Annotated in this window: 20 protein-coding genes; 18 read left to right on the top strand and 2 right to left on the bottom strand. The window is 68.4% G+C overall.

All coding sequences use genetic code 11. The features are described 5' to 3' along the window. The first annotated feature begins 225 nt into the window (after positions 1 to 225). On the top strand, positions 226 to 798 hold the full coding sequence (locus FNH08_RS19555; RefSeq protein WP_322724857.1) for a hypothetical protein: 573 nt from the start codon (positions 226 to 228) through the stop codon (positions 796 to 798). An 80-nt stretch (positions 799 to 878) separates the two neighbouring features. On the opposite strand, the gene FNH08_RS19560 is transcribed toward FNH08_RS19555, so the two are convergent. Continuing rightward, positions 879 to 1,184: a ferredoxin gene (locus tag FNH08_RS19560; RefSeq protein ID WP_152772785.1), complete on the bottom strand. Its 306-nt coding sequence runs from the start codon at positions 1,182 to 1,184 to the stop codon at positions 879 to 881. A gap of 254 nt (positions 1,185 to 1,438) precedes the next feature. Between FNH08_RS19560 and arc the strand changes: the two genes are divergently transcribed. The 6 genes from arc (at position 1,439) to prcA (ending at position 7,557) form a co-directional block, all read left to right on the top strand. Next, on the top strand, positions 1,439 to 3,205 hold the full coding sequence (gene arc / locus FNH08_RS19570) for a proteasome ATPase (RefSeq protein WP_322724859.1): 1,767 nt from the start codon (positions 1,439 to 1,441) through the stop codon (positions 3,203 to 3,205). A gap of 233 nt (positions 3,206 to 3,438) precedes the next feature. Continuing rightward, the gene (gene dop, locus FNH08_RS19575; protein WP_407704413.1) at positions 3,439 to 4,950 is read left to right on the top strand and encodes a depupylase/deamidase Dop; all 1,512 of its coding nucleotides are present in this window, start codon (positions 3,439 to 3,441) and stop codon (positions 4,948 to 4,950) included. A 181-nt stretch (positions 4,951 to 5,131) separates the two neighbouring features. Next, positions 5,132 to 5,350, top strand: coding sequence for a ubiquitin-like protein Pup (locus FNH08_RS19580; RefSeq protein WP_152772787.1), 219 nt, complete (start codon positions 5,132 to 5,134; stop codon positions 5,348 to 5,350). A gap of 81 nt (positions 5,351 to 5,431) precedes the next feature. Beyond that, positions 5,432 to 5,944 (top strand): endonuclease VII domain-containing protein, encoded by a 513-nt coding sequence (locus FNH08_RS19585; RefSeq protein ID WP_152772800.1) that lies wholly within the window; start codon positions 5,432 to 5,434, stop codon positions 5,942 to 5,944. Then, on the top strand, positions 5,896 to 6,741 hold the full coding sequence (gene prcB, locus FNH08_RS19590; RefSeq protein ID WP_322724861.1) for a proteasome subunit beta: 846 nt from the start codon (positions 5,896 to 5,898) through the stop codon (positions 6,739 to 6,741). Before FNH08_RS19585 ends, prcB begins: the two co-directional genes overlap by 49 nt. A 60-nt stretch (positions 6,742 to 6,801) precedes the next feature. Beyond that, entirely contained in the window at positions 6,802 to 7,557 is a 756-nt protein-coding gene (prcA, locus tag FNH08_RS19595) for a proteasome subunit alpha (protein ID WP_322724862.1), read from the top strand. An 80-nt stretch (positions 7,558 to 7,637) separates the two neighbouring features. Here the strand turns inward: prcA and FNH08_RS19600 are convergent, their stop codons facing one another. Further along, positions 7,638 to 8,651 carry a LacI family DNA-binding transcriptional regulator gene (locus FNH08_RS19600; protein ID WP_322724863.1) on the bottom strand — a complete coding sequence of 338 codons (1,014 nt, stop codon included), beginning with the start codon at positions 8,649 to 8,651 and terminating at the stop codon, positions 7,638 to 7,640. A gap of 124 nt (positions 8,652 to 8,775) precedes the next feature. On the opposite strand from FNH08_RS19600, the gene FNH08_RS19605 reads away from it, so the two are divergent. The 11 genes from FNH08_RS19605 to FNH08_RS19655 all read left to right on the top strand — a co-directional run bounded on the left by FNH08_RS19605 (position 8,776) and on the right by FNH08_RS19655 (position 20,427). Further along, on the top strand, positions 8,776 to 10,035 hold the full coding sequence (locus FNH08_RS19605) for an MFS transporter (RefSeq protein ID WP_152772790.1): 1,260 nt from the start codon (positions 8,776 to 8,778) through the stop codon (positions 10,033 to 10,035). Positions 10,036 to 10,044: 9 nt separating this feature from the next. Continuing rightward, positions 10,045 to 11,406 carry a Pup--protein ligase gene (pafA, locus tag FNH08_RS19610; RefSeq protein ID WP_037670540.1) on the top strand — a complete coding sequence of 454 codons (1,362 nt, stop codon included), beginning with the start codon at positions 10,045 to 10,047 and terminating at the stop codon, positions 11,404 to 11,406. A gap of 182 nt (positions 11,407 to 11,588) precedes the next feature. Then, the gene (locus FNH08_RS19615) at positions 11,589 to 12,569 is read left to right on the top strand and encodes an FKBP-type peptidyl-prolyl cis-trans isomerase (RefSeq protein ID WP_152772791.1); all 981 of its coding nucleotides are present in this window, start codon (positions 11,589 to 11,591) and stop codon (positions 12,567 to 12,569) included. A gap of 55 nt (positions 12,570 to 12,624) precedes the next feature. Beyond that, a complete protein-coding gene (locus FNH08_RS19620) occupies positions 12,625 to 12,999 on the top strand; it encodes an FKBP-type peptidyl-prolyl cis-trans isomerase (RefSeq protein WP_322724865.1) in 375 nt (124 codons plus the stop codon). A 202-nt stretch (positions 13,000 to 13,201) separates the two neighbouring features. After that, complete coding sequence (locus FNH08_RS19625; RefSeq protein ID WP_152772792.1) at positions 13,202 to 14,155, top strand: helix-turn-helix transcriptional regulator; 954 nt, start codon at positions 13,202 to 13,204, stop codon at positions 14,153 to 14,155. Between the two features lie 15 nt (positions 14,156 to 14,170). Continuing rightward, positions 14,171 to 15,310: a helix-turn-helix transcriptional regulator gene (locus tag FNH08_RS19630; protein ID WP_322724867.1), complete on the top strand. Its 1,140-nt coding sequence runs from the start codon at positions 14,171 to 14,173 to the stop codon at positions 15,308 to 15,310. Positions 15,311 to 15,369: 59 nt separating this feature from the next. Beyond that, positions 15,370 to 15,630: a hypothetical protein gene (locus FNH08_RS19635; RefSeq protein ID WP_152772803.1), complete on the top strand. Its 261-nt coding sequence runs from the start codon at positions 15,370 to 15,372 to the stop codon at positions 15,628 to 15,630. Positions 15,631 to 15,640: 10 nt separating this feature from the next. Further along, positions 15,641 to 15,835 carry a hypothetical protein gene (locus FNH08_RS19640; protein WP_152772793.1) on the top strand — a complete coding sequence of 65 codons (195 nt, stop codon included), beginning with the start codon at positions 15,641 to 15,643 and terminating at the stop codon, positions 15,833 to 15,835. Between the two features lie 258 nt (positions 15,836 to 16,093). After that, positions 16,094 to 16,378, top strand: coding sequence for a Sec-independent protein translocase subunit TatA (gene tatA, locus FNH08_RS19645; protein ID WP_152772794.1), 285 nt, complete (start codon positions 16,094 to 16,096; stop codon positions 16,376 to 16,378). A gap of 47 nt (positions 16,379 to 16,425) precedes the next feature. Continuing rightward, a complete protein-coding gene (gene tatC / locus FNH08_RS19650) occupies positions 16,426 to 17,373 on the top strand; it encodes a twin-arginine translocase subunit TatC (protein WP_152772795.1) in 948 nt (315 codons plus the stop codon). Between the two features lie 201 nt (positions 17,374 to 17,574). Next, on the top strand, positions 17,575 to 20,427 hold the full coding sequence (locus FNH08_RS19655; protein WP_152772796.1) for a DEAD/DEAH box helicase: 2,853 nt from the start codon (positions 17,575 to 17,577) through the stop codon (positions 20,425 to 20,427). Positions 20,428 to 20,455 lie beyond the last annotated feature (28 nt).

Below are 20,455 nucleotides of genomic sequence, written 5' to 3' on the forward strand. Positions count from 1 at the left end.
GTTCCGGGAACTCGACCACGGCGCTCTTCTGTTGACGTGACGCCAGTTTCAGTCGAATACGGCAGTCGACAAGGCGACACATCCACGGCGCGCGGAACTCCCGCGCGCCCCTCAACTCCGTGAACGCGCACCACAAGTCCTGACCCCGCCGTTCCGCCGCACTGTGACGTGTGGCACGATGCGGTCCACCCCACCGGCACAGCCCTCACAGGAGACACATCTCTCGTGCAGCAATCCGCCGTCCCGGAACTGGCACACACGCACGCCCGCCCGATCCACTGGGTCGCCACCGCCACAGCCCTCTCCGCGGTCGTCGCCCTGTCCACACTGCTGCAACCCGATCCGGCGACGGCGGTCCAGGCCGACGCCCGGACACGATCCGCCCCGGTCACGGCGGTGGCCCCGGACCCCACCGGAGTGGACTTCCCCATCGAGTGCGGCCCCACCAAGGCCGTGGTGGCGAAGAAGGCATCCGGGGACCTCGACGGCGACGGCGTCCCGGAGACCGTCGCCGTGGTCCACTGCGAGGCAGGCTCCGGAACCCCACCCGACGGCGTCTACGTCCTCACCCAGGGCTCCGCCACCGAGCCCCGCGTCGTCGCCACCCTGATCGCCCCGAAGGACCGGTTCACCGTCAAGGACTTCGCCGTCCGTGACGGCGCGGTGACGGCCACCCTCCTCGGCTACTCCTCGATCGACGTACCGAGTTGCTGCCCCGACCTGACCGACCGCGCCAAGTGGCAGTGGAAGAACGGCGCGTTCGTCCGCTCCACGCCCTCCGGCGCACTGGGCGTGTGACGAACGCCTCCCCGACCGCCTCCTCAGCGGCCCCGGCGATGTGAGAAAACAGACATGGGTGACGCTGGGTGCGCGTCAGATCACTCCGCGTCGGGGCCGTGGACCTCGACCCTGTCCGAAACCCGACGCACGTGGATGCACTCGCCGGGACACTCCTTGGCGGAGTCCACGACATCCGTGAGAAGCGTCAGCGGTACGGGTGTTGTGGCCCCCGGGGCCTGCAGCAACTCGTCGTCCGAGCCCTTCACATAGGCCAGGCCGTCGATGTCGAGCTCGAAGACCTCCGGGGCGTACTGGGCGCAGATACCGTCGCCGGTGCACAGGTCCTGGTCGATCCAGACCTCGAGTGCCTCTCCGGCTGCTCCGGCCTCCTGCTGCACGGTCATCTCTCCTGCCGTTTCCTGCGCCGACCCAACCGAAATGAAGGCAAGTCGGCCCAGCTCTGACGGGTGTTGAACGCTCCGACCCTACCTCCGCCCGCTTCCCAATCATGTTCGGTGGGTATTCCCCTGGCGTGAGGGAGAGCGCAAGGGTGAAGATCGGACACACCTTGACAGTCTTTGTGATCTAGGGGTTTCAATCGACACCCACCCAGGTAGGGTCTGGAAGCGTCCAGCTCCCCTTGGAGGAGGTGAGGACCGTGGCAGCCCACGACGACGACATGAACCGCGGCATCCGCCCGGGACGAGGGTCCGACGACCCGGCCGGGCAGATTGCCTACCTTGAGCAGGAGATCGCCGTCCTGCGACGCAAGCTCGCCGACTCTCCGCGACACACGAGGATTCTCGAAGAGCGGATCGTCGAGCTGCAGACGAACCTGGCCGGCGTGTCCGCCCAGAACGAGCGACTCGCGAACACGCTCCGTGAGGCCCGCGACCAGATCGTGGCCCTCAAGGAAGAGGTCGACCGGCTCGCACAGCCGCCGGCCGGCTTCGGTGTCTTCCTCACAGCGAACGAGGACGGCACGGCCGACATCTTCACCGGCGGCCGCAAGCTCCGGGTGAACGTCAGCCCCAGCGTCGAGCTCGACGAGCTCCGGCGCGGCCAGGAAGTGATGCTCAACGAAGCGCTCAACGTGGTCGAGGCCATGAAGTTCGAGCGCGTCGGAGACATCGTCACCCTCAAGGAGATCCTCGAGGACGGCGAGCGCGCCCTCGTGCTCGGGCACACCGACGAGGAACGGGTGGTACGGCTCGCCGAGCCGCTGCTGGACGTCACCATCCGCCCCGGCGACGCCCTGCTGCTCGAACCGAGGTCCGGCTACGTCTACGAGGTCGTACCGAAGAGCGAGGTCGAGGAACTCGTCCTCGAAGAGGTGCCCGACATCGGCTACGAGCAGATCGGTGGTCTGGGCAACCAGATCGAGATGATCCGCGACGCCGTCGAGCTCCCCTACCTCTACCCCGACCTCTTCAAGGAGCACGAGCTGCGGCCGCCCAAGGGCGTCCTCCTCTACGGCCCCCCCGGATGCGGCAAGACGCTCATCGCCAAGGCCGTGGCGAACTCACTCGCCAAAAAGGTCGCCGAGGTGACCGGAGTGGCCGCCGGCAAGAGCTTCTTCCTCAACATCAAGGGCCCCGAGCTCCTCAACAAGTACGTCGGCGAGACCGAGCGGCAGATCCGCCTCGTCTTCCAGCGCGCACGGGAGAAGGCCAGCGAGGGCACCCCCGTCATCGTCTTCTTCGACGAGATGGAATCCCTCTTCCGCACCCGCGGCTCGGGCGTCAGCTCGGACGTCGAGAACACGATCGTCCCCCAGCTGCTCGCCGAGATCGACGGTGTGGAGGGCCTGCAGAACGTGGTGGTGATCGGCGCCTCGAACCGCGAGGACATGATCGACCCCGCCATCCTGCGCCCCGGCCGCCTCGACGTGAAGATCAAGATCGAGCGTCCGGACGCCGAAGCGGCCAAGGACATCTTCGGGAAGTACCTCACCGAGCGCCTCCCGCTGCACGGCGACGACGTCGCCGAGCACAGCGGCGACAGGACGACCACGGTCCAGAGCATGATCCAGACCGCAGTGGAACAGATGTACGCCGAATCGGAGGAGAACCGCTTCCTGGAGGTCACCTACGCCAACGGTGACAAGGAAGTCCTCTACTTCAAGGACTTCAACTCCGGCGCCATGATCGAGAACATCGTCGGCCGCGCCAAGAAGATGGCCATCAAGGACTTCCTCGAGAAGAACCAGAAGGGTCTGAGGGTCTCCCACCTCCTGCAAGCGTGCGTGGACGAGTTCAAGGAGAATGAAGACCTGCCCAACACGACCAACCCGGACGACTGGGCCCGGATCTCCGGAAAGAAGGGCGAACGGATCGTCTACATCCGTACGCTGATCACCGGAAAGCAGGGTGCCGACACCGGACGCTCCATCGACACGGTGGCGAACACCGGACAGTACCTGTAACGGGCAGGGCGGCTGCGGGTGCCCGTCGTGGGTACCCGCAGCCGACTGTTTTCAGGGCACGGCTGGAGCAAGGCAATGACGCAAATGATCTCCCCGCCAGCGCAAAGGCGTTCTAGGCTCTTTCGTACCGCCGAGTCGCGCAGTGCGGGGACGGGCACCGCACACGCACCGGAGCGCCAGCGGTACTTGAGCGGCGCCCCCGACCGAGGGCGCCGCCTGGCAAGGAGGGCCGCATGACCGTACGGCGAGTAATGGGCATCGAGACGGAGTACGGCATCTCCGTCCCCGGCCACCCCAACGCCAATGCCATGCTCACCTCGTCCCAGATCGTCAACGCCTACGCCGCGGCGATGCACCGGGCCCGCCGGGCTCGCTGGGACTTCGAGGAGGAAAACCCGCTACGGGACGCGCGAGGCTTCGACCTCGCCCGCGAGGCCGCCGACGCCAGCCAGCTCACCGACGAGGACATCGGCCTGGCCAACGTGATCCTCACGAACGGCGCACGGCTGTACGTCGACCACGCACACCCCGAGTACAGCGCTCCCGAGGTCACCAACCCGCGGGACGCCGTCCTGTGGGACAAGGCCGGCGAGCGGATCATGGCGGAGGCCGCGGAACGAGCGGCCCAGCTCCCCGGCGCCCAGCCGATCCACCTCTACAAGAACAACACCGACAACAAGGGCGCCTCCTACGGCACGCACGAGAACTACCTGATGAAGCGGGAGACCCCCTTCTCGGACATCGTGCGCCATCTGACGCCGTTCTTCGTCTCCCGACAGGTCTTCGCCGGAGCGGGCCGCGTCGGCATCGGTCAGGACGGGCACGAACACGGCTTCCAGCTCAGCCAGCGGGCGGACTACTTCGAGGTCGAGGTGGGCCTGGAGACGACGCTCAAGCGTCCGATCATCAACACGCGCGACGAACCGCACGCGGACGCGGAGAAGTACCGCCGCCTGCACGTGATCATCGGCGACGCGAACCTCGCCGAGATCTCGACCTACCTGAAGCTCGGCACCACGGCGCTGGTCCTCTCCATGATCGAGGACGGCTTCATCGCCGTCGACCTGGCCGTCGACCAGCCGGTCCGCACCCTCCACCAGGTCTCGCACGACCCCACACTGAAGCGCCTCGTCACGCTCCGCAGCGGCCGCACCCTGACGGCCGTACAACTCCAGATGGAGTACTACGAGCTGTCCCGCAAGTACGTGGAGGAGCGGTTCGGGGCCGACGCCGACGACCAGACCAGGGACGTCCTCACCCGTTGGGAGGACACGCTCACCCGGCTGGAGAACGACCCCATGAGCCTCTCCGGAGAGCTCGACTGGGTCGCCAAGCGCGAGCTGATGGAGGGCTACCGGCGCCGCGACAGCCTCGACTGGGACGCGGCCCGGCTGCACCTGATCGACCTCCAGTACGCCGACGTACGCGCCGAGAAGGGCCTCTACAACCGACTTGTGGCCCGAGGCAAGATCAAGCGTCTCCTGGACGAGGAGAAGGTGGAGCAGGCCCGTACGACGCCACCCGAGGACACACGCGCGTACTTCCGCGGCCGCTGCCTGGAGCAGTACGCCGACGACGTCGCGGCGGCCTCCTGGGACTCGGTGATCTTCGACCTGCCCGGCCGGGACTCCCTCCAGCGGGTTCCAACCCTGGAACCGCTTCGCGGAACGCGTAATCACGTCAAGGAGCTCCTGGACCGCTGCCGCACGGCAGAAGACCTGGTCAGGGTGTTGTCGGGCGGCTGATCGTGCCTGTGGGCAGGGACGGCCGGGCAGGGTGGAAAGGGCGACGTCCGGGAATCATCGAGGTGGTCCCCGGACGTTGTAGCAACAGCGGGGCCAATGTCAGACCCGGCTTGTAGGGTCTGATCAAGACCGATCGGCAGCGATGCCGACCATGTCGGGCGAACTGAGCGGGGTGAGGGTTATGGCGACCAAGGACACCGGCGGCGGACAGCAGAAGGCCACGCGTTCCACCGAGGAGGTCGAGGAGCAGGCACCCGAGGCAGAGGCCTCGGAGGACCTCAAGGAGCGCCAGGAGAAGCTGAGCGAGGACGTGGACTCGGTTCTGGACGAGATCGACGACGTCTTGGAGGAGAACGCCGAGGATTTCGTTCGAAGCTTCGTTCAAAAGGGTGGACAGTAATCCACATACGTGAACGACGGCAAGAAGTGCTCGCGGTGCCAACAGAAAAAGCCGCAGGCGGCATTCGCTAGCAACAAGTCCATGCGCGGTGGCCTTCAGGCGTACTGCCGGGAGTGCTCTGCCGAGTACTACCGGCAGCGCCAGGAGGCGAAAGGGCGGACGGTTCGCGAGAAGTTGCTCGTCCCGCTCGGGCACAAGCATTGTCGTGGCTGCGACGAGGTGAAGCCCCACAGCGAGTGGCATCGCAAGAGCAGCGCTCCGGATGGGCTGGCGAGCCGATGTAAGGCGTGCAAGGCGGCTGCTGGTCCAGCTGACCACCTTCGCCGTAAGTACGGCCTCACTCCAGCCGAGTTGGACGCGATGATCGCAGAGCAGCGAGGCATCTGTTGCATCTGTCTTGCTGCTCCGGCCGAGCATGTGGATCACTGCCACGAGACGGGTAGGGTCCGTGGCGTACTGTGCTTCAGCTGCAACGCGGCACTGGGGCAGTTCAAGGATCGGCCCGACGTGATAAGGCGGGCTGCGACTTACGTGGAAGGAAACGCGTGGAAGCCAACACTCGTAGCACCGGGCGTCTACCAGCTGCCTTCCTGACGCCTGGGTCGTCCTCCTTCATGGACTTCCTGTCCGAGCACCAGCCGGAGATCCTGCCCGGCAACCGGCAGCTGCCGCCCACCCAGGGCGTGATCGAGGCCCCGCACGGCACGACGATCGTGGCCATCACGTTCCCGGGCGGTGTGGTGCTGGCCGGTGACCGCCGGGCCACGATGGGCAACGTCATCGCGCAGCGTGACATCGAGAAGGTGTTCCCGGCCGACGAGTACTCGGCGGTGGGTATCGCCGGTACGGCGGGCCTGGCCGTCGAGATGGTCAAGCTCTTCCAGCTGGAGCTGGAGCACTTCGAGAAGGTCGAGGGCGCCCAGCTGTCGCTGGAGGGCAAGGCGAACCGCCTTTCGACCATGATCCGTTCCAACCTCGGCATGGCCATGCAGGGTCTCGCCGTGGTTCCGCTCTTCGCCGGGTACGACGTCGACCGCGACAAGGGGCGGATCTTCTCGTACGACGTGACGGGCGGCCGTTCCGAGGAGACGAACTTCGCGGCCACGGGATCCGGCTCGATCTTCGCGCGTGGTGCCATGAAGAAGCTCTTCCGTGAGGACCTGAGCGAGGAAGAGGCCACGACGCTGGTGGTCCAGGCCCTGTACGACGCGGCCGACGACGACTCGGCGACGGGTGGTCCCGATGTCGCCCGCCGGATCTATCCGATCGTCACCGTGATCACCGAGGACGGCTTCCGCCGGCTCACCGAGGAGGAGTCCTCCGGGATCGCCCGCTCGATCCTGGAGCGGCGTCTGGAGCAGCCCGACGGCCCGCGGGCCGCGCTGCTGTAGACGGCGGCCGTTTCTTACCGAGGTGATCCAGTGACTTCCACAGAAAGGGACGGATAACCGGTGTCGACGCCGTTCTATGTCTCACCCCAGCAGCAGATGGCCGACCGGGCGGAGTACGCCCGCAAGGGCATTGCCCGTGGTCGCAGCCTGGTCGTGCTGCAGTATGCCGACGGCATCGTGTTCGTCGGCGAGAACCCGTCCCGTGCGCTGCACAAGTTCAGCGAGATCTATGACCGGATCGGTTTCGCGGCCGCCGGCAAGTACAACGAGTACGAGAACCTTCGGATCGGTGGTGTCCGTTACGCCGATCTGCGGGGTTATACCTACGACCGCGATGACGTGACGGCTCGTGGCCTGGCCAACGTCTACGCACAGACCCTGGGCACGATCTTCTCCTCCGCGGCCGAGAAGCCGTACGAGGTGGAGCTTGTGGTCGCCGAGGTGGGGGAGACCCCGGAGGGTGACCAGCTCTACCGTCTCCCGCACGACGGTTCGATCGTGGACGAGCACGGCTCGGTCGCGGTCGGGGGCAATGCGGAGCAGATCAGCGGGTATCTCGACCAGCACCACCAGGACGGGATGTCGCTCTCCGAGGCGCTGAAGCTGGCCGTCCATGCCCTGTCCCGTGACACGAACGGCAGTGAGCGGGAGATTCCCGCCGAGCGCCTGGAGGTCGCGGTCCTCGATCGGACCCGCCCGCAGCAGCGCAAGTTCAAGCGCGTCGTGGGCCGCCAGCTGGCCCGTCTGCTGGAGGCCGATGGCGCGGAGACGGCCGCGGAGGCCGAGGACACCGAGGACTCCGACGAGGAGAAGTAGTTCACGAATACTCCACCGCCCGACAGCACGCCCCGGCCGACCAGGCCGGGGCGCGCGGCGTTGGGGGAGCTGTGGCCGCGTCACCCCCCTGGAGGGGCCGTGGAGCCCCGCACCACCAGTTCCACCGGAATGTCCCCACCCTCCGGTGTGCGGCCCTCCAGGACCGCCAGGAGGGCGTGCATGCCCCGTTCTCCGAAGAGTTCCGCGTCCAGGCGGACCGTCGTCAGTTCGGGGTCGAGGGCCTGGGCCAGGGCGAGGTCGTCCAGGCCCGTGACGGAGAGGTCCTCGGGGATGCGCAGGCCGAGGCGGCGTGCCGCTTTGTATGCCCCGGCGGCCAGTTTGTCGTCGTCGCAGACGAGGGCGGTCGGGCGCGGTCCCGGAGCGGAGAGGGCGGTTTCGGCGGCTGTGACGGCGTCCTCGATGGAGATCGGCGTGTGGGCCGTACGGAGCAGTGTGCCCGGCAGGGCGGACAGCCGCGTGGCGAGTTCACGGGCCCGTACCTCGAAGGTCCAGGAGGCGATGTCGGCCGCGAGGTGCAGGATGTGGCGGTGGCCCAGGCTCAGTAGGTGGTCCGTGACCTGGCGTACGCCGTCCGCGATGTCGAGGTTGACCGTTGCCGCGCCGAGGCTGCCCTCCGGGTTGCTGTCGAGCATCACGAGGGGCAGTTGGTCGCCCCGGATGTCAGTGAGGGCGTCGGCGGCCATCGAGGAGGCGATCACGCCGTCCAGGGCTGCCTGTGCGGAGGCGAACGGGTCCCGGGCCGGTCCGATGCCCGCCGGGGACGGGTACAGCACCACGCCGAAGCCGTGCTGCGCGGCGACTCGGGCCGCTCCTGTGTAGACGCCCCCGAAGAACTCCGTCGTCAGGGCGGGGACCACGAGCAGCACGGTGCGTGTGTGGCCGAGCCGGAGGTTGCGGGCGGCGAGGTTCGGCCGGTAGTCCAGCTCGCGCGCGGCTTGGCGGACGCGTTCCGCCGTGGTCTCGGACACTCGTCCGCGCCATTTGTCGCCGAGGACGAGGGAGACCGCGGCCTGGGACACCCCGGCGGCCTGGGCGACGTCACGGCTTGTCGGGCGGGTACTGCCTCGTGCCACCGTGCGCTGCTCCTTCGTCTGGATCCGTCGTTCGGACTCGTCGTCTGGACTCGTGGACAGCGCACATGGTACGTATGGCGAGCGACGTTATACGTAACACGTCATTGACGAGAAGGGTGGGTACATGGCCGCCGGATACCTGGAGATCCTCAGGGCACGGCACGCCGCGCGTCTGCTGACCGGCACGCTCGTGGGCCGGCTGCCGAACATCACGGCCGCGATAGCCGTCGTGCTCTTCGTGCGGGCGGAGGGCGGTACGTACAGCCTCGCGGGGGCCCTGGTCGCCGTGTACGGCGTTGCCAACGCCGTGGGGCAGCCGGTGCTCGGCCGCCTCGTGGACCTCCACGGGCAGCCCCGTGTCCAGTTGCCGGCCGCGATCGTCTCGGCCCTCGGGATGGCAGCCTTCGCCTTCACGGGCCTCGAACCACTCGCACCGGCCTATGTCTCCGTGACGGTCGCCGGGCTTTTCACGCCTCCTCTGGAGGGCGGTCTGCGGGCGCTGTGGCCCTCTGTCCTCCGTAGGGAGGACCAGGTCCACCGGGCGTACGCGATGGACGCGGTGGCTCAGGAGGTCATGTTCACCCTCGGGCCGCTGCTCGTGACGCTCAGCGTGTCGTTGTGGTCCGCCCGGACCGCACTCGTCCTGCTGAATGTCATCGGCGTCCTGGGTGCCCTCTCGGTCGTCGTGTCGCCGCCCTCGCGCGCGTGGCGGTCGGCGCCGCGTGAGGCCCACTGGCTCGGCGCGCTGCGTTCGCCGGGGCTGTTGGTGATGCTGTCGGCGTTCTTGTTCGTCGGTATCGCGCTGGGCTCCATCACGGTTGCCGCCGTCAGTTACGCGGATGCCCACGGCGGCGACGCGGTGTACGGCTGGCTGATGGCGGGGCTGGGGCTCGGTGCGCTCGTGGGTGGCACGGTGTACGGGGCGCGCCAGTGGGCCGGTGTGCCGGAGCGCCGACTGCGGGTGCTGGTGGCCTTTCTGGCGGTCTGTTACCTGCCGCTGGTGCTCATGCCCGGCCCGGTCGCCATGACGGCGCTCACGGCGCTCGCCGGCGTGTTCCTCGCCCCTGCCATCGCCTGTGCCTTCGTCCTCGTGGACCGGCACGCGCCGAGCGGTACCGTCACCGAGGCGTTCTCCTGGCTTGTGACGACGTTCACGGTGGGCATGTCGGTGGGCACGGGGCTCGCGGGGCCCGTCGTCGAGGCGGGCGGGGCCTTGTGGGGCTTCGTCGTGCCGGGTGCCGCGGGGGGTGTCTCCCTGCTGGTCCTGCTGGTCACGGGGCGGGTCCTCGCAGCTCCTCGGGAGGGTGCGGTGGTTGCGGTCTCATTGGAAAATGATCCAAACCGTGCCGCCGAACCCCGTTTCAGCTCAGGGGATCGGGCGTAATGTTCAGTCATGGACCGCCGCATTTTCGGGCTGGAGAACGAGTACGGCGTCACGTGCACGTTCAGGGGACAGCGCCGTCTGTCTCCTGACGAGGTGGCGCGGTACCTCTTCCGCCGTGTCGTGTCATGGGGCCGCAGCAGCAATGTGTTTCTGCGGAACGGGGCCCGCCTCTATCTCGACGTGGGCTCACATCCGGAATACGCGACACCCGAATGTGACAACGTGACCGAACTGGTCACTCACGACAAGGCCGGCGAGCGCATTCTCGAAGGACTGCTGGTCGACGCCGAACGCCGCCTGCACGAGGAGGGAATCGCGGGCGACGTCTATCTCTTCAAGAACAACACCGACTCGGCGGGCAACTCCTACGGCTGCCACGAGAACTATCTGGTGGCCCGGCACGGGGAGTTCTCCCGGCTCGCGGACATTCTCATTCCGTTCCTCGTCACTCGGCAGTTGCTGTGTGGGGCGGGCAAGGTGCTGCAGACTCCGCGCGGCGCCGTGTACTGCGTCAGTCAGCGTGCCGAGCACATCTGGGAGGGCGTTTCCTCGGCGACGACCCGTTCCCGGCCGATCATCAACACGCGCGACGAGCCGCACGCGGACGCCGAGCGCTACCGCCGTCTGCATGTGATCGTGGGCGACTCGAACATGTCCGAGACGACCATGCTCCTCAAGGTCGGCGCCACCGACCTGGTGCTGCGCATGATCGAGGCGGGCACGGTCATGCGTGACCTCACCCTGGAGAACCCGATCCGGGCGATCCGCGAGGTCAGCCACGACATCACCGGCCGTCGCAAGGTGCGTCTGGCCAGTGGCCGCGAGGCCTCCGCCCTGGAGGTGCAGCGCGAGTACTACGAGAAGGCCGTGGACTTCTGTGAGCGCCGCGGCATTCGTACCGGCACCGTCGAGCAGGTCCTGGAGCTGTGGGGCCGCACGCTGGACTCCATCGAGTCCGAGGATCTCGACCGGATCGGCACCGAGATCGACTGGGTCATGAAGTACAAGCTCATCGAGCGGTACCGGGCCAAGCACAACATGACCATGTCGCATCCGCGGGTCGCCCAGATAGACCTCGCCTACCACGACATCCACCGCCGTCGGGGGTTGTACTACCTCCTGGAGAAGAAGGGGCAGGCCACTCGGATCTGCAATGATCTGAAGATCTTCGAGGGCAAGTCCGTTCCGCCGCAGACCACTCGTGCCCGGCTCCGCGGTGACTTCATCCGGCGCGCCCAGGAGCAGCGCCGCGACTTCACCGTCGACTGGGTGCATCTCAAGCTCAATGACCAGGCTCAGCGCACCGTGCTGTGCAAGGACCCGTTCCGTTCCGTGGACGACCGGGTGGAGAAACTGATCGCCGGAATGTGAGCCGGTGTGGCCGGTCCGGCGCCGGACCGTGCAGGACGTCCGTTGCCCGGAGGTGCGAACACCTCCGGGCAACGGACGTTTCTCTGTGCCCGGGCGGCGGCGTGTCTTGAGTTGATCCGTCCCGGAAGCGCGTACGACGTAGAGTGGCGGCCATTGCCACGCCCCCGAGCCCAGTTGGACTGATGAACTACAACACGAAACGACGCGTCGCAGCGCTGCTGGCCGTCCCCGCCCTGTTGTTCACCGCCGCGTGCGGATCGGACGACGGGAACAACGGCGATGCGGCTGAAGGCGTCGCCCAGGTCAAGGGGAAGGCCGGCGAGAAGCCCGAGATCTCCGTTCCCAAGGATGGCAAGCCGTCCAAGAAGACCGTGACCGAGACGGTCTCGGAGGGCAGCGGAAGCGTGATCAAGGCTTCCGACTTCGTCCGGCTGGACTGGACCGTCCAGAAGTGGGGCGGTGACAAGGAACTCGGTGGCACCTGGGCAGCGGCTGCCGCGGGGGGCAAGACGTCCCGACCGCAGTCCGTCGAGCAGATCGGCAAGCCGAGCCAGCAGCTGCCCGACAAGGTCATCGAGGCTGTGAAGGGCAAGAAGTCGGGCAGCCGGATCCTCGTGCAGGGCACCGCGAGTGATCTGCTCGGCCAGAACCTGAACCCCTCCTCCGGTATCGCCGCGAAGGACGTGCTGATCTGGGTGGTCGACCCGGTGGGTGCCGCGGCGGTGGACGCCAAGGCCGAGGCCAAGGGTGAGCAGGCGGCCTCCGAGGCGGGGATGCCCGAGGTGAAGGCCCCGTCGCAGAAGGCGGCGACCATCACCGTCCCCAAGGGCACCAAGGCCCCCAAGGACCTCAAGCAGCAGGTGCTGATCAAGGGCAGCGGCAAGAAGGTCGAAGCCGGTCAGGGGCTCGTCGCCCAGTACACCGGGGTCAAGTGGGAGGACGGCAAGAAGTTCGACTCCTCCTGGGACCACGGTGGCGCCACCGCCTTCCAGATCGGCACCGGCTCCGTGGTGCAGGGCTGGGACAAGGGCCTCGTCGGCAAGAACGTGGGCGACCGGGTGCTGCTGGTGATTCCGCCCTCCCTCGGCTACGGCGCGAGCCCCAGCAGTGAGCTGGCCAAGAACACGCTGGTCTTCGTGGTGGACATCCTGGGCGCCGTCTGACCGAGCCGTCTGTGAGACTGTTCCCGTCGCAGGTCACGCAACAAGGAGTGATGAAGTGAGCATCGACAAGCCCGAGATCGACTTCCCGGGCGGCGAGCCCCCGAAGGACCTTGAGATCAAGGACATCTGGGAGGGTGACGGGCCGGTCGCCAAGGCGGGCGCCACCGTCTCCGTCCACTACGTGGGCGTGGCCTTCTCCACCGGCGAGGAGTTCGACGCGTCCTGGAACCGGGGTACGCCGCTGCAGTTCCAGCTCGGTGCCGGCCAGGTCATCGCGGGCTGGGACCAGGGTGTGCAGGGCATGAAGGTCGGCGGGCGCCGCCAGCTGACCATTCCCGCCCACCTCGCCTACGGCGACCGTGGTGCCGGTGGCGGCCGTATCGCCCCCGGCGAGACGCTGATCTTCGTCTGCGACCTGGTCGCGGTCTGAGCGGTTCCGTCGGCGCGTGATCGTGCGGCGCGATGTGATCGCCGTACGACGCGGTCGTCGTACGCCGTGTGATCGGGACCCGACCGGTCCCGATCATCTGGGCCCATGCCTGTGCGGGCATGGGCCCTCCGCTTTTGCCGGGGTACTCCGGGGCGGTACGGTCATCAGGCAGAAGGGCCAACCGAGAGGACGTAGAGCGTCGATGGCCATTGCCAAGGCAGAGCGGCTGATGAACCTGGCGCTGTGTCTGCTGGGGACGCGGCGGCCCCTGAGTAAGCGCGAACTGCGCCACTCCATCGAGGCCTATCTGGAAGCCGGGTCCGACGACTCCTTCAACCGGATGTTCGAGCGCGACAAGGACGATCTGCGCGAACTCGGCCTGGTCATCGAGACGGTGGAGAACCTCGACGGTGAGGTCGGCTATCTGGCCCGCCGCGACAGCAACCGCCTCCCGCCCATCACCCTCGACGCCGAGGAGGCCGCCGCTCTCGGCCTTGCCGCCAAGGTGTGGCAGCAGGCCCGCCTCGCGGGCGCGGCCAGCGGCGCCCTGCAGAAACTGCGCGCGGCCGGCCTCCCCGAGGACGTCGACCCGTACGGGGCCCACGGCGCCCTTGAGCCCCGTATCCCCGTGCACGAGGCCGCCTTCGAGCCGCTGATGCTCGCCTGCCGCGACCGTCGCCCGGTCGTCTTCGAGTACCGCAAGGCCACCGCCGCCCGCCCCGAGCCGCGCACCGTGGAGCCGTGGGCGCTGGAGTGCTGGCGCGGCCACTGGTACCTGGCCGGCTGGGATCGTGACCGCGGGGCCGAGCGGGTCTTCCGGCTCTCGCGCATCACGGGGAAGGTGCGCAGCCGCAGCGGCACCTTCACCGCCGACGTCCCTGACGTGGTCACCGTACGGGAGACCGTGGCGAGCTGGGCCGGTGAGACCGCCGACCGCTCCGCGCGGATCCGTCTGCGTACGGGCGCCGGTTACCCCTTGCGGGCGAAAGCCACCTCGGTACGGGAACTCGGCAACGGCTGGGACGAGTTGGAGATTCCGTACGGGCACGGTCTGGACGCCTGGCTGGTGGAGTTCGGGCCCGACGTGGTGGTCCTGGATCCGGCCGAGCTGCGGGCCGACGTGGTGGACCGGCTGCGCGCCGTGGCCAAGGGCTGAGGGGGACGTAAGAAAGTGGTGGGAAAACCGGCCAGGCCGACGAACGCCATCGACCAGACCCGGCGGATGCTCTCCCTGGTGACGTATCTCAAGGAGCGTCCCGGTGCCCGCGTCGAGGACGTCGCCCGCGCCTTCGGCATCACCGAGGACGAGCTGATCTCCGACCTGGACGTGCTGCCCTTGTGCGGCACCAGTTTCCGTGGTGGGGACCTGCTCGACATCGACACCGACGGTGACCGGATCTGGTGGCACAACCCCGCCGCCCTCGGGGCGGAGGCGGCCGAGCCGCTCCGGCTGGCCGCCGACGAGGCCACGGCCCTGCTCGTGGCGGCCCGGGCCGTGTCCACCCTGCCCGGTCTGCGCGAGGGTGACCGGCAGGCGCTGCTGCGGGCCACCGCCAAGGTGGAGGGAGCCGCGGGGGAGGTGGCCGGAGCCAGCTCCCGGCTGTCGGTGACGTTCGAGTCGGAGGGCGGCGTCTTCGCGGACGTCGACCGCGCGATCTCCGAGCGCCGCCGCCTGTGGATCCGCTACTACTCACCGGCCCGGGACGAGGTCACCGAGCGGGAGATCGACCCGATCCGCCTGGTCAGCGTCGGTCACACCTACGTCGAGGCCTGGTGCCGCCGTTCCGAGGCGCGCCGCACGTTCCGGCTCGACCGGGTCGCCGAGATCAAGATCCTCGACGAGCCGTCCGCGCCGCCCGAGATCGAGCTGCGCGACCTCTCCGAGGCGCTCGTGCAGCCGGCGGCGGAGGATCCCGAGGTGGTCGTCGAGGTCGGGCCGGGCGGCCGCTGGGTCGCCGAGTACTACCCGCACGACAGCGCCGATGAACTGCCGGACGGCGGTCTGCGTATCACTCTGCGGACCCCCGACCCCGCCTCGCTGCGGCGGCTCGCTCTGCGGCTGGGGCGCGACGGCCGGATCGTCTCTCCCCAGGACCTCGCGGACAGCGCCCGGCAGGCGGCGCGGGAGGCCCTGGCGGCGTATGACGGGCCGCAGGCCGAGTACGACGAGGCCCGCCCGGGGTACGGCGGGGTGGGCGCGGCGTTCGACGAGGGCCGGCGGCCGGAGCAGGGCGGGCCGGGCGGCGCTTCGGGCGCGTCGTCCCACGGAGTTCAGGACCGGCGGTACGAGAGGCGGGAGCAGAGGCTTTGAGCGGGTCGTTGATCACTGAGGTCGGGTCGGCGGCGTCCGGTGTGCAGGACGTGCGGGAGATGTCCGTGGCGGTCGCTTTCGCCGGTATGAAGAGGGTGGCCGGCGTGGTGTTCAAGGCAGGCTGCCCCGACTGCAGGGCCAGCTTCGAGCTGGGCGCCCGTGACCTGCGGCTGGCCATCGGCGCCACCAGCAAGACCACCTTCTACTCGTTCACCTGCCCCCAGTGCGGAGTGGCCGTGCGCAAGCCCGCGGGCGAGCGCGTCGTCGAGCTCCTCATCGGCGGCGGGGTGCGCACGCTGCGGCTGCACTCGACGGTCTAGGGTCGTCGACATGTTCTGGCCGATGCTCGCGATCGCTGTGGGGTTCCTGGGTCTCGTCGTCCTCGGCGTGCTCGCCGTCCGGGTCTTCCTGGAGGCACAGCGCCTCGGCAGGCAGGTCAGCGACTCGGCGAGCCGTATCAGCCGGGCCGCCGAGGAGTTGGAGCGGGCGTCCGCGAGCGCGGCCCGCTCTGTGGACGGACTGTGAGTCCGGGCGGGGTCCGCTGTGAGTCGCGGGTCCTGGGTGCTTTGGGCCACTTCGCCCTGTCACCTTCTCACCTTGGCCAGGTACGCTCATGGCGCGACCCGGAGAACGAGGCGCGGGTCGCGGATTGGGAGTACGCACAGGGATTGCCTGACGTTCACCCCTGAGCGTTACGATCGCTGCCAGCACGATCGTCGGACACTTGTCCGACTGGTCGGACGGCACCCCACACCCGCTGCCTCGGTGAGAAGGTAAAGACTTATGTTCGGAAGGCTCGGCGCTCCCGAGATCATTCTCATCCTCGTCGTCATCATCCTGCTGTTCGGCGCGAAGAAGCTTCCGGACATGGCTCGCTCGCTCGGCAAGTCCGCGCGCATCCTCAAGAGCGAGGCCAAGGCGATGAAGTCGGAGGGCCAGGACAACAGCACCGCCGCGTCCGCCCCGCCGCACGACGAGACTCCGGCTCAGCGCACCATCCAGGCCGCGCCCGGCGACGTGACCAGCTCCCGCCCGGTCACCGAGCCGACGGACACGACCAAGCGCTGACGCAGGGCCGGTGACAACCGGCCCGCCGCACGAGATGGGAATGTGGGTTGCTGAAGTCTGCCCGCAAAGAGGAGAAGGATCCAGAGGGGCGGATGCCCCTCGCGGAGCACCTTCGTGAGCTCCGCAACCGGCTCGCGAAGGCGATGCTGGCCATCGTTGCCGTCACGGTCGTCGCCGCCTTCTTCTACAACGACATCATCAACTTCTTCACGAAGCCGATCCTCGAGTCGGTGGGCTGTGCCCAGTCCTTCGCGGAACTGGCGAAGCAGCCCAAGGACACGACCTGTGCGCAGATCACGATCAACGGTCTGCTCACCCCCTTCACCCTGGCGCTGAAGGTGTCCCTGATGGCGGGCGTCGTCCTCGCGTCGCCGATCTGGCTCTTCCAGCTGTGGGCGTTCGTCGCGCCTGGACTGCACAAGCACGAGAGGAAGTACGCCTACGCGTTCGTCGGGACGGGCGTCCCGCTCTTCCTCGCCGGCGCCTTCTTCGCCTACAAGGTGCTGCCCACCACCGCGAAGGTCCTGATCGAGTTCACGCCCTTCGGCGTCGACAACCTGCTGCCGCTGGACGACCTGCTCGACCTGGTCACGCGCATGGTGATCGTCTTCGGCCTCTCGTTCGAGCTGCCGCTGCTGCTGGTCCTGCTCAACTTCTCCGGCGTCATCACCGGTAAGCGCATGATGGGCTGGTGGCGCGGCATGATCATGGGCATCACGGTCTTCGCGGCCGTCGCCACGCCCAGCACCGACCCGCTGACCATGATGGCGCTGGCCGGGCCGATCTGGATCCTGTACTTCGGTGCCGTCGGCGTCTCGCTCCTCAACGACCGCCGTAGGTCGCGCCGCGAGGCCATGGGTCCCGCCGACGACGAGGCCTCCGAGCTCGACCTCACGCCCGAGGACATCGGTGAGATCGAGACCGTGTCGGCGAGCCGAGCCCTGCCCGAAGGCACGGGTACGGACCGGGTCAACGGATACGACGACGTGACCTGACGCACCGGGAACACCGTCACCCCACCGCAGGCCGCGGCCGGGGCGCCCACGCGGTGCGGCCGGCCGCTTCCGCGTTGGGCCGTATATGGGGTGCGGATACGGAGTGAGGGACCCTTCGTGGGTGCCGGACCCTGGGTGTCGGACCGTTCGTCGATCGCTGAGCTGCGGGGATCCCGTGTCCACCCATGGCCGATCCGGATAATGATCGTCCTGTTGTCAGTGGGGGCCGGTAGTCTCGAAAGCACGATGACAGAGGACCTCTCACCGGCCGAGCGGTATGCGGCAGCCCGTAGGCGCGCTGTCGAGCAGGCCACCGCGCTCGCCTCCTTCCGCGAGATGTACGACTTCGGTCTCGACCCCTTCCAGATCGAGGCCTGTCAGGCGCTCGAGTCGGGGAAGGGCGTGCTGGTGGCCGCCCCCACCGGCTCCGGCAAGACGATCGTCGGCGAGTTCGCCGTCCACCTCGCCCTGAACCAGGGCAAGAAGTGCTTCTACACGACGCCCATCAAGGCGCTGTCGAACCAGAAGTACGCCGACCTGTGCCGTCGCTACGGCACGGAGAAGGTCGGCCTGCTCACCGGCGACAACAGCGTCAACTCCGATGCGCCGGTGGTCGTGATGACCACCGAGGTCCTGCGGAACATGCTGTACGCGGGCTCACAGACCCTCCTCGGCCTCGGTTACGTGGTCATGGACGAGGTGCACTACCTCTCCGACCGCTTCCGCGGCGCCGTCTGGGAGGAAGTGATCATCCACCTCCCCGAGTCCGTGACGCTGGTGTCACTGTCGGCCACCGTGTCGAACGCGGAGGAGTTCGGCGACTGGCTCGACACCGTGCGCGGCGACACCGAGGTGATCGTCTCCGAGCACCGTCCCGTGCCGCTGTTCCAGCACGTGCTGGCCGGACGCCGTATGTACGACCTCTTCGAGGAGGGCGAGGGCAACAAGAAGGCGGTCAACCCCGACCTGACGCGTATGGCCCGTATGGAGGCCAGCCGGCCCTCGTACCAGGACCGCAGGCGCGGCCGGTCCATGCGCGAGGCCGACCGCGAGCGGGAGCGCAGACAGCGCTCGCGGGTCTGGATCCCCAGTCGGCCCGAGGTCATCGAACGGCTGGACGCGGAGGGCCTGTTGCCCGCCATCACGTTCATCTTCAGCCGCGCGGCCTGTGAGGCAGCAGTCCAGCAGTGCCTGTACGCGGGCCTGAGGCTGAACGACGACGAGGCACGCCTGAAGGTGCGCGCCCTGGTCGAGGAGCGCACGGCGACGATCCCCGCCGAGGACCTCCATGTCCTCGGCTACTACGAGTGGCTGGAGGGCCTGGAGCGCGGCATCGCGGCCCACCACGCGGGCATGCTGCCGACGTTCAAGGAGGTCGTCGAGGAGCTCTTCGTGCGCGGCTTGGTCAAGGCCGTGTTCGCGACCGAGACCCTCGCGCTCGGCATCAACATGCCCGCGCGCTCGGTGGTGTTGGAGAAGCTCGTCAAGTGGAACGGCGAGCAGCACGCCGACATCACACCCGGCGAGTACACCCAGTTGACGGGGCGTGCGGGACGCCGCGGCATCGACATCGAGGGCCACGCGGTCGTGCTCTGGCAGCGCGGTATGAACCCCGACCACCTGGCCGGACTCGCCGGTACACGCACGTACCCGCTGCGGTCCAGCTTCAGGCCCTCGTACAACATGGCGGTGAACCTGGTCGAGCAGTTCGGCCGGCACCGCTCCCGTGAGCTGCTGGAGACGTCCTTCGCCCAGTTCCAGGCCGACAGATCGGTCGTCGGGATCTCCCGCCAGGTCCAGCGCAACGAGGAGGGCCTGGAGGGCTACAAGGAGTCCATGACCTGCCACCTCGGCGACTTCGAGGAGTACGCGCGGATGCGCCGAGACCTCAAGGACCGCGAGACCGAGCTGGCCAAGCAGGGTGCGGCCCAGCGGCGCGCCGAGGCGGCTGTGGCGCTGGAGAAGCTGAAGCCGGGCGATGTCATCCACGTCCCCACCGGCAAGTACGCGGGCCTCGCGCTGGTGCTGGACCCGGGCCTGCCCGCCGGCCGCTCCAACGGCCACCGCGGCTTCGAGTACCACGACGGGCCGCGCCCTCTCGTCCTCACCGCCGAGCGGCAGGTCAAGAGGCTGGCGTCCATGGACTTCCCGGTGCCCGTCGAGGCCCTGGAGCGGATGCGGATCCCCAAGTCCTTCAACCCGCGCTCACCGCAGTCGCGCCGGGACCTGGCCTCCGCGCTGCGCACCAAGGCCGGGCACCTCGTCCCCGACCGGCACCGCAAGAAGCGGTCCGCGGCTGCCGACGACCGCGAGATCGCCCGGCTGCGCACCGAGCTGCGCGCCCACCCCTGCCACGGGTGCAGCGACCGCGAGGACCACGCCCGCTGGGCCGAGCGCTACCACCGCCTCAGGCGCGACACGGCCCAGCTGGAGCGCCGCATCGAGGGCCGTACGAACACGATCGCGCGGACCTTCGACCGGATCGTCGCGCTGCTGACGGAGCTCGACTACCTGCGCGGCGACGAGGTCACCGAGCACGGCAAGCGGCTGGCCCGGCTGTATGGCGAGCTCGACCTGCTCGCCAGTGAGTGTCTGCGCGCCGGCGTCTGGGAGGGTCTCGGACCCGCCGAACTCGCCGGGTGTGTCTCGGCGCTGGTGTACGAGGCCCGGGTCGGCGACGATGCGCTGGCGCCGAAGCTGCCGTCGGGCAAGGCGAAGGCGGCGCTCGGCGAGATGGTCCGCATCTGGGGGCGCCTCGACGGGTTGGAGGAGGAGTTCCGCATCACCCAGACCGAGGGGGTCGGCCAGCGCGAGCCGGACCTCGGGTTCGCCTGGGCCGCGTACATGTGGGCTTCCGGCAGCGGGCTGGACGAGGTGCTGCGCGAGGCGGAGATGCCGGCCGGTGACTTCGTGCGGTGGTGCAAGCAGGTCATTGATGTGCTCGGGCAGATCTCGGCGGCTTCTCCTGCGGAGGGCTCGACGGTGGCGAAGAGTGCGCGTAAGGCTGTTGATGGGCTGTTGCGGGGGGTTGTGGCTTACTCGTCTGTGGGGTAGTTCCGGCGGGGTTCGTGGGGGGTGGTTG

The organism is Streptomyces spongiae, assembly GCF_009377185.1.
GTDB lineage: Bacteria > Actinomycetota > Actinomycetes > Streptomycetales > Streptomycetaceae > Streptomyces > Streptomyces spongiae.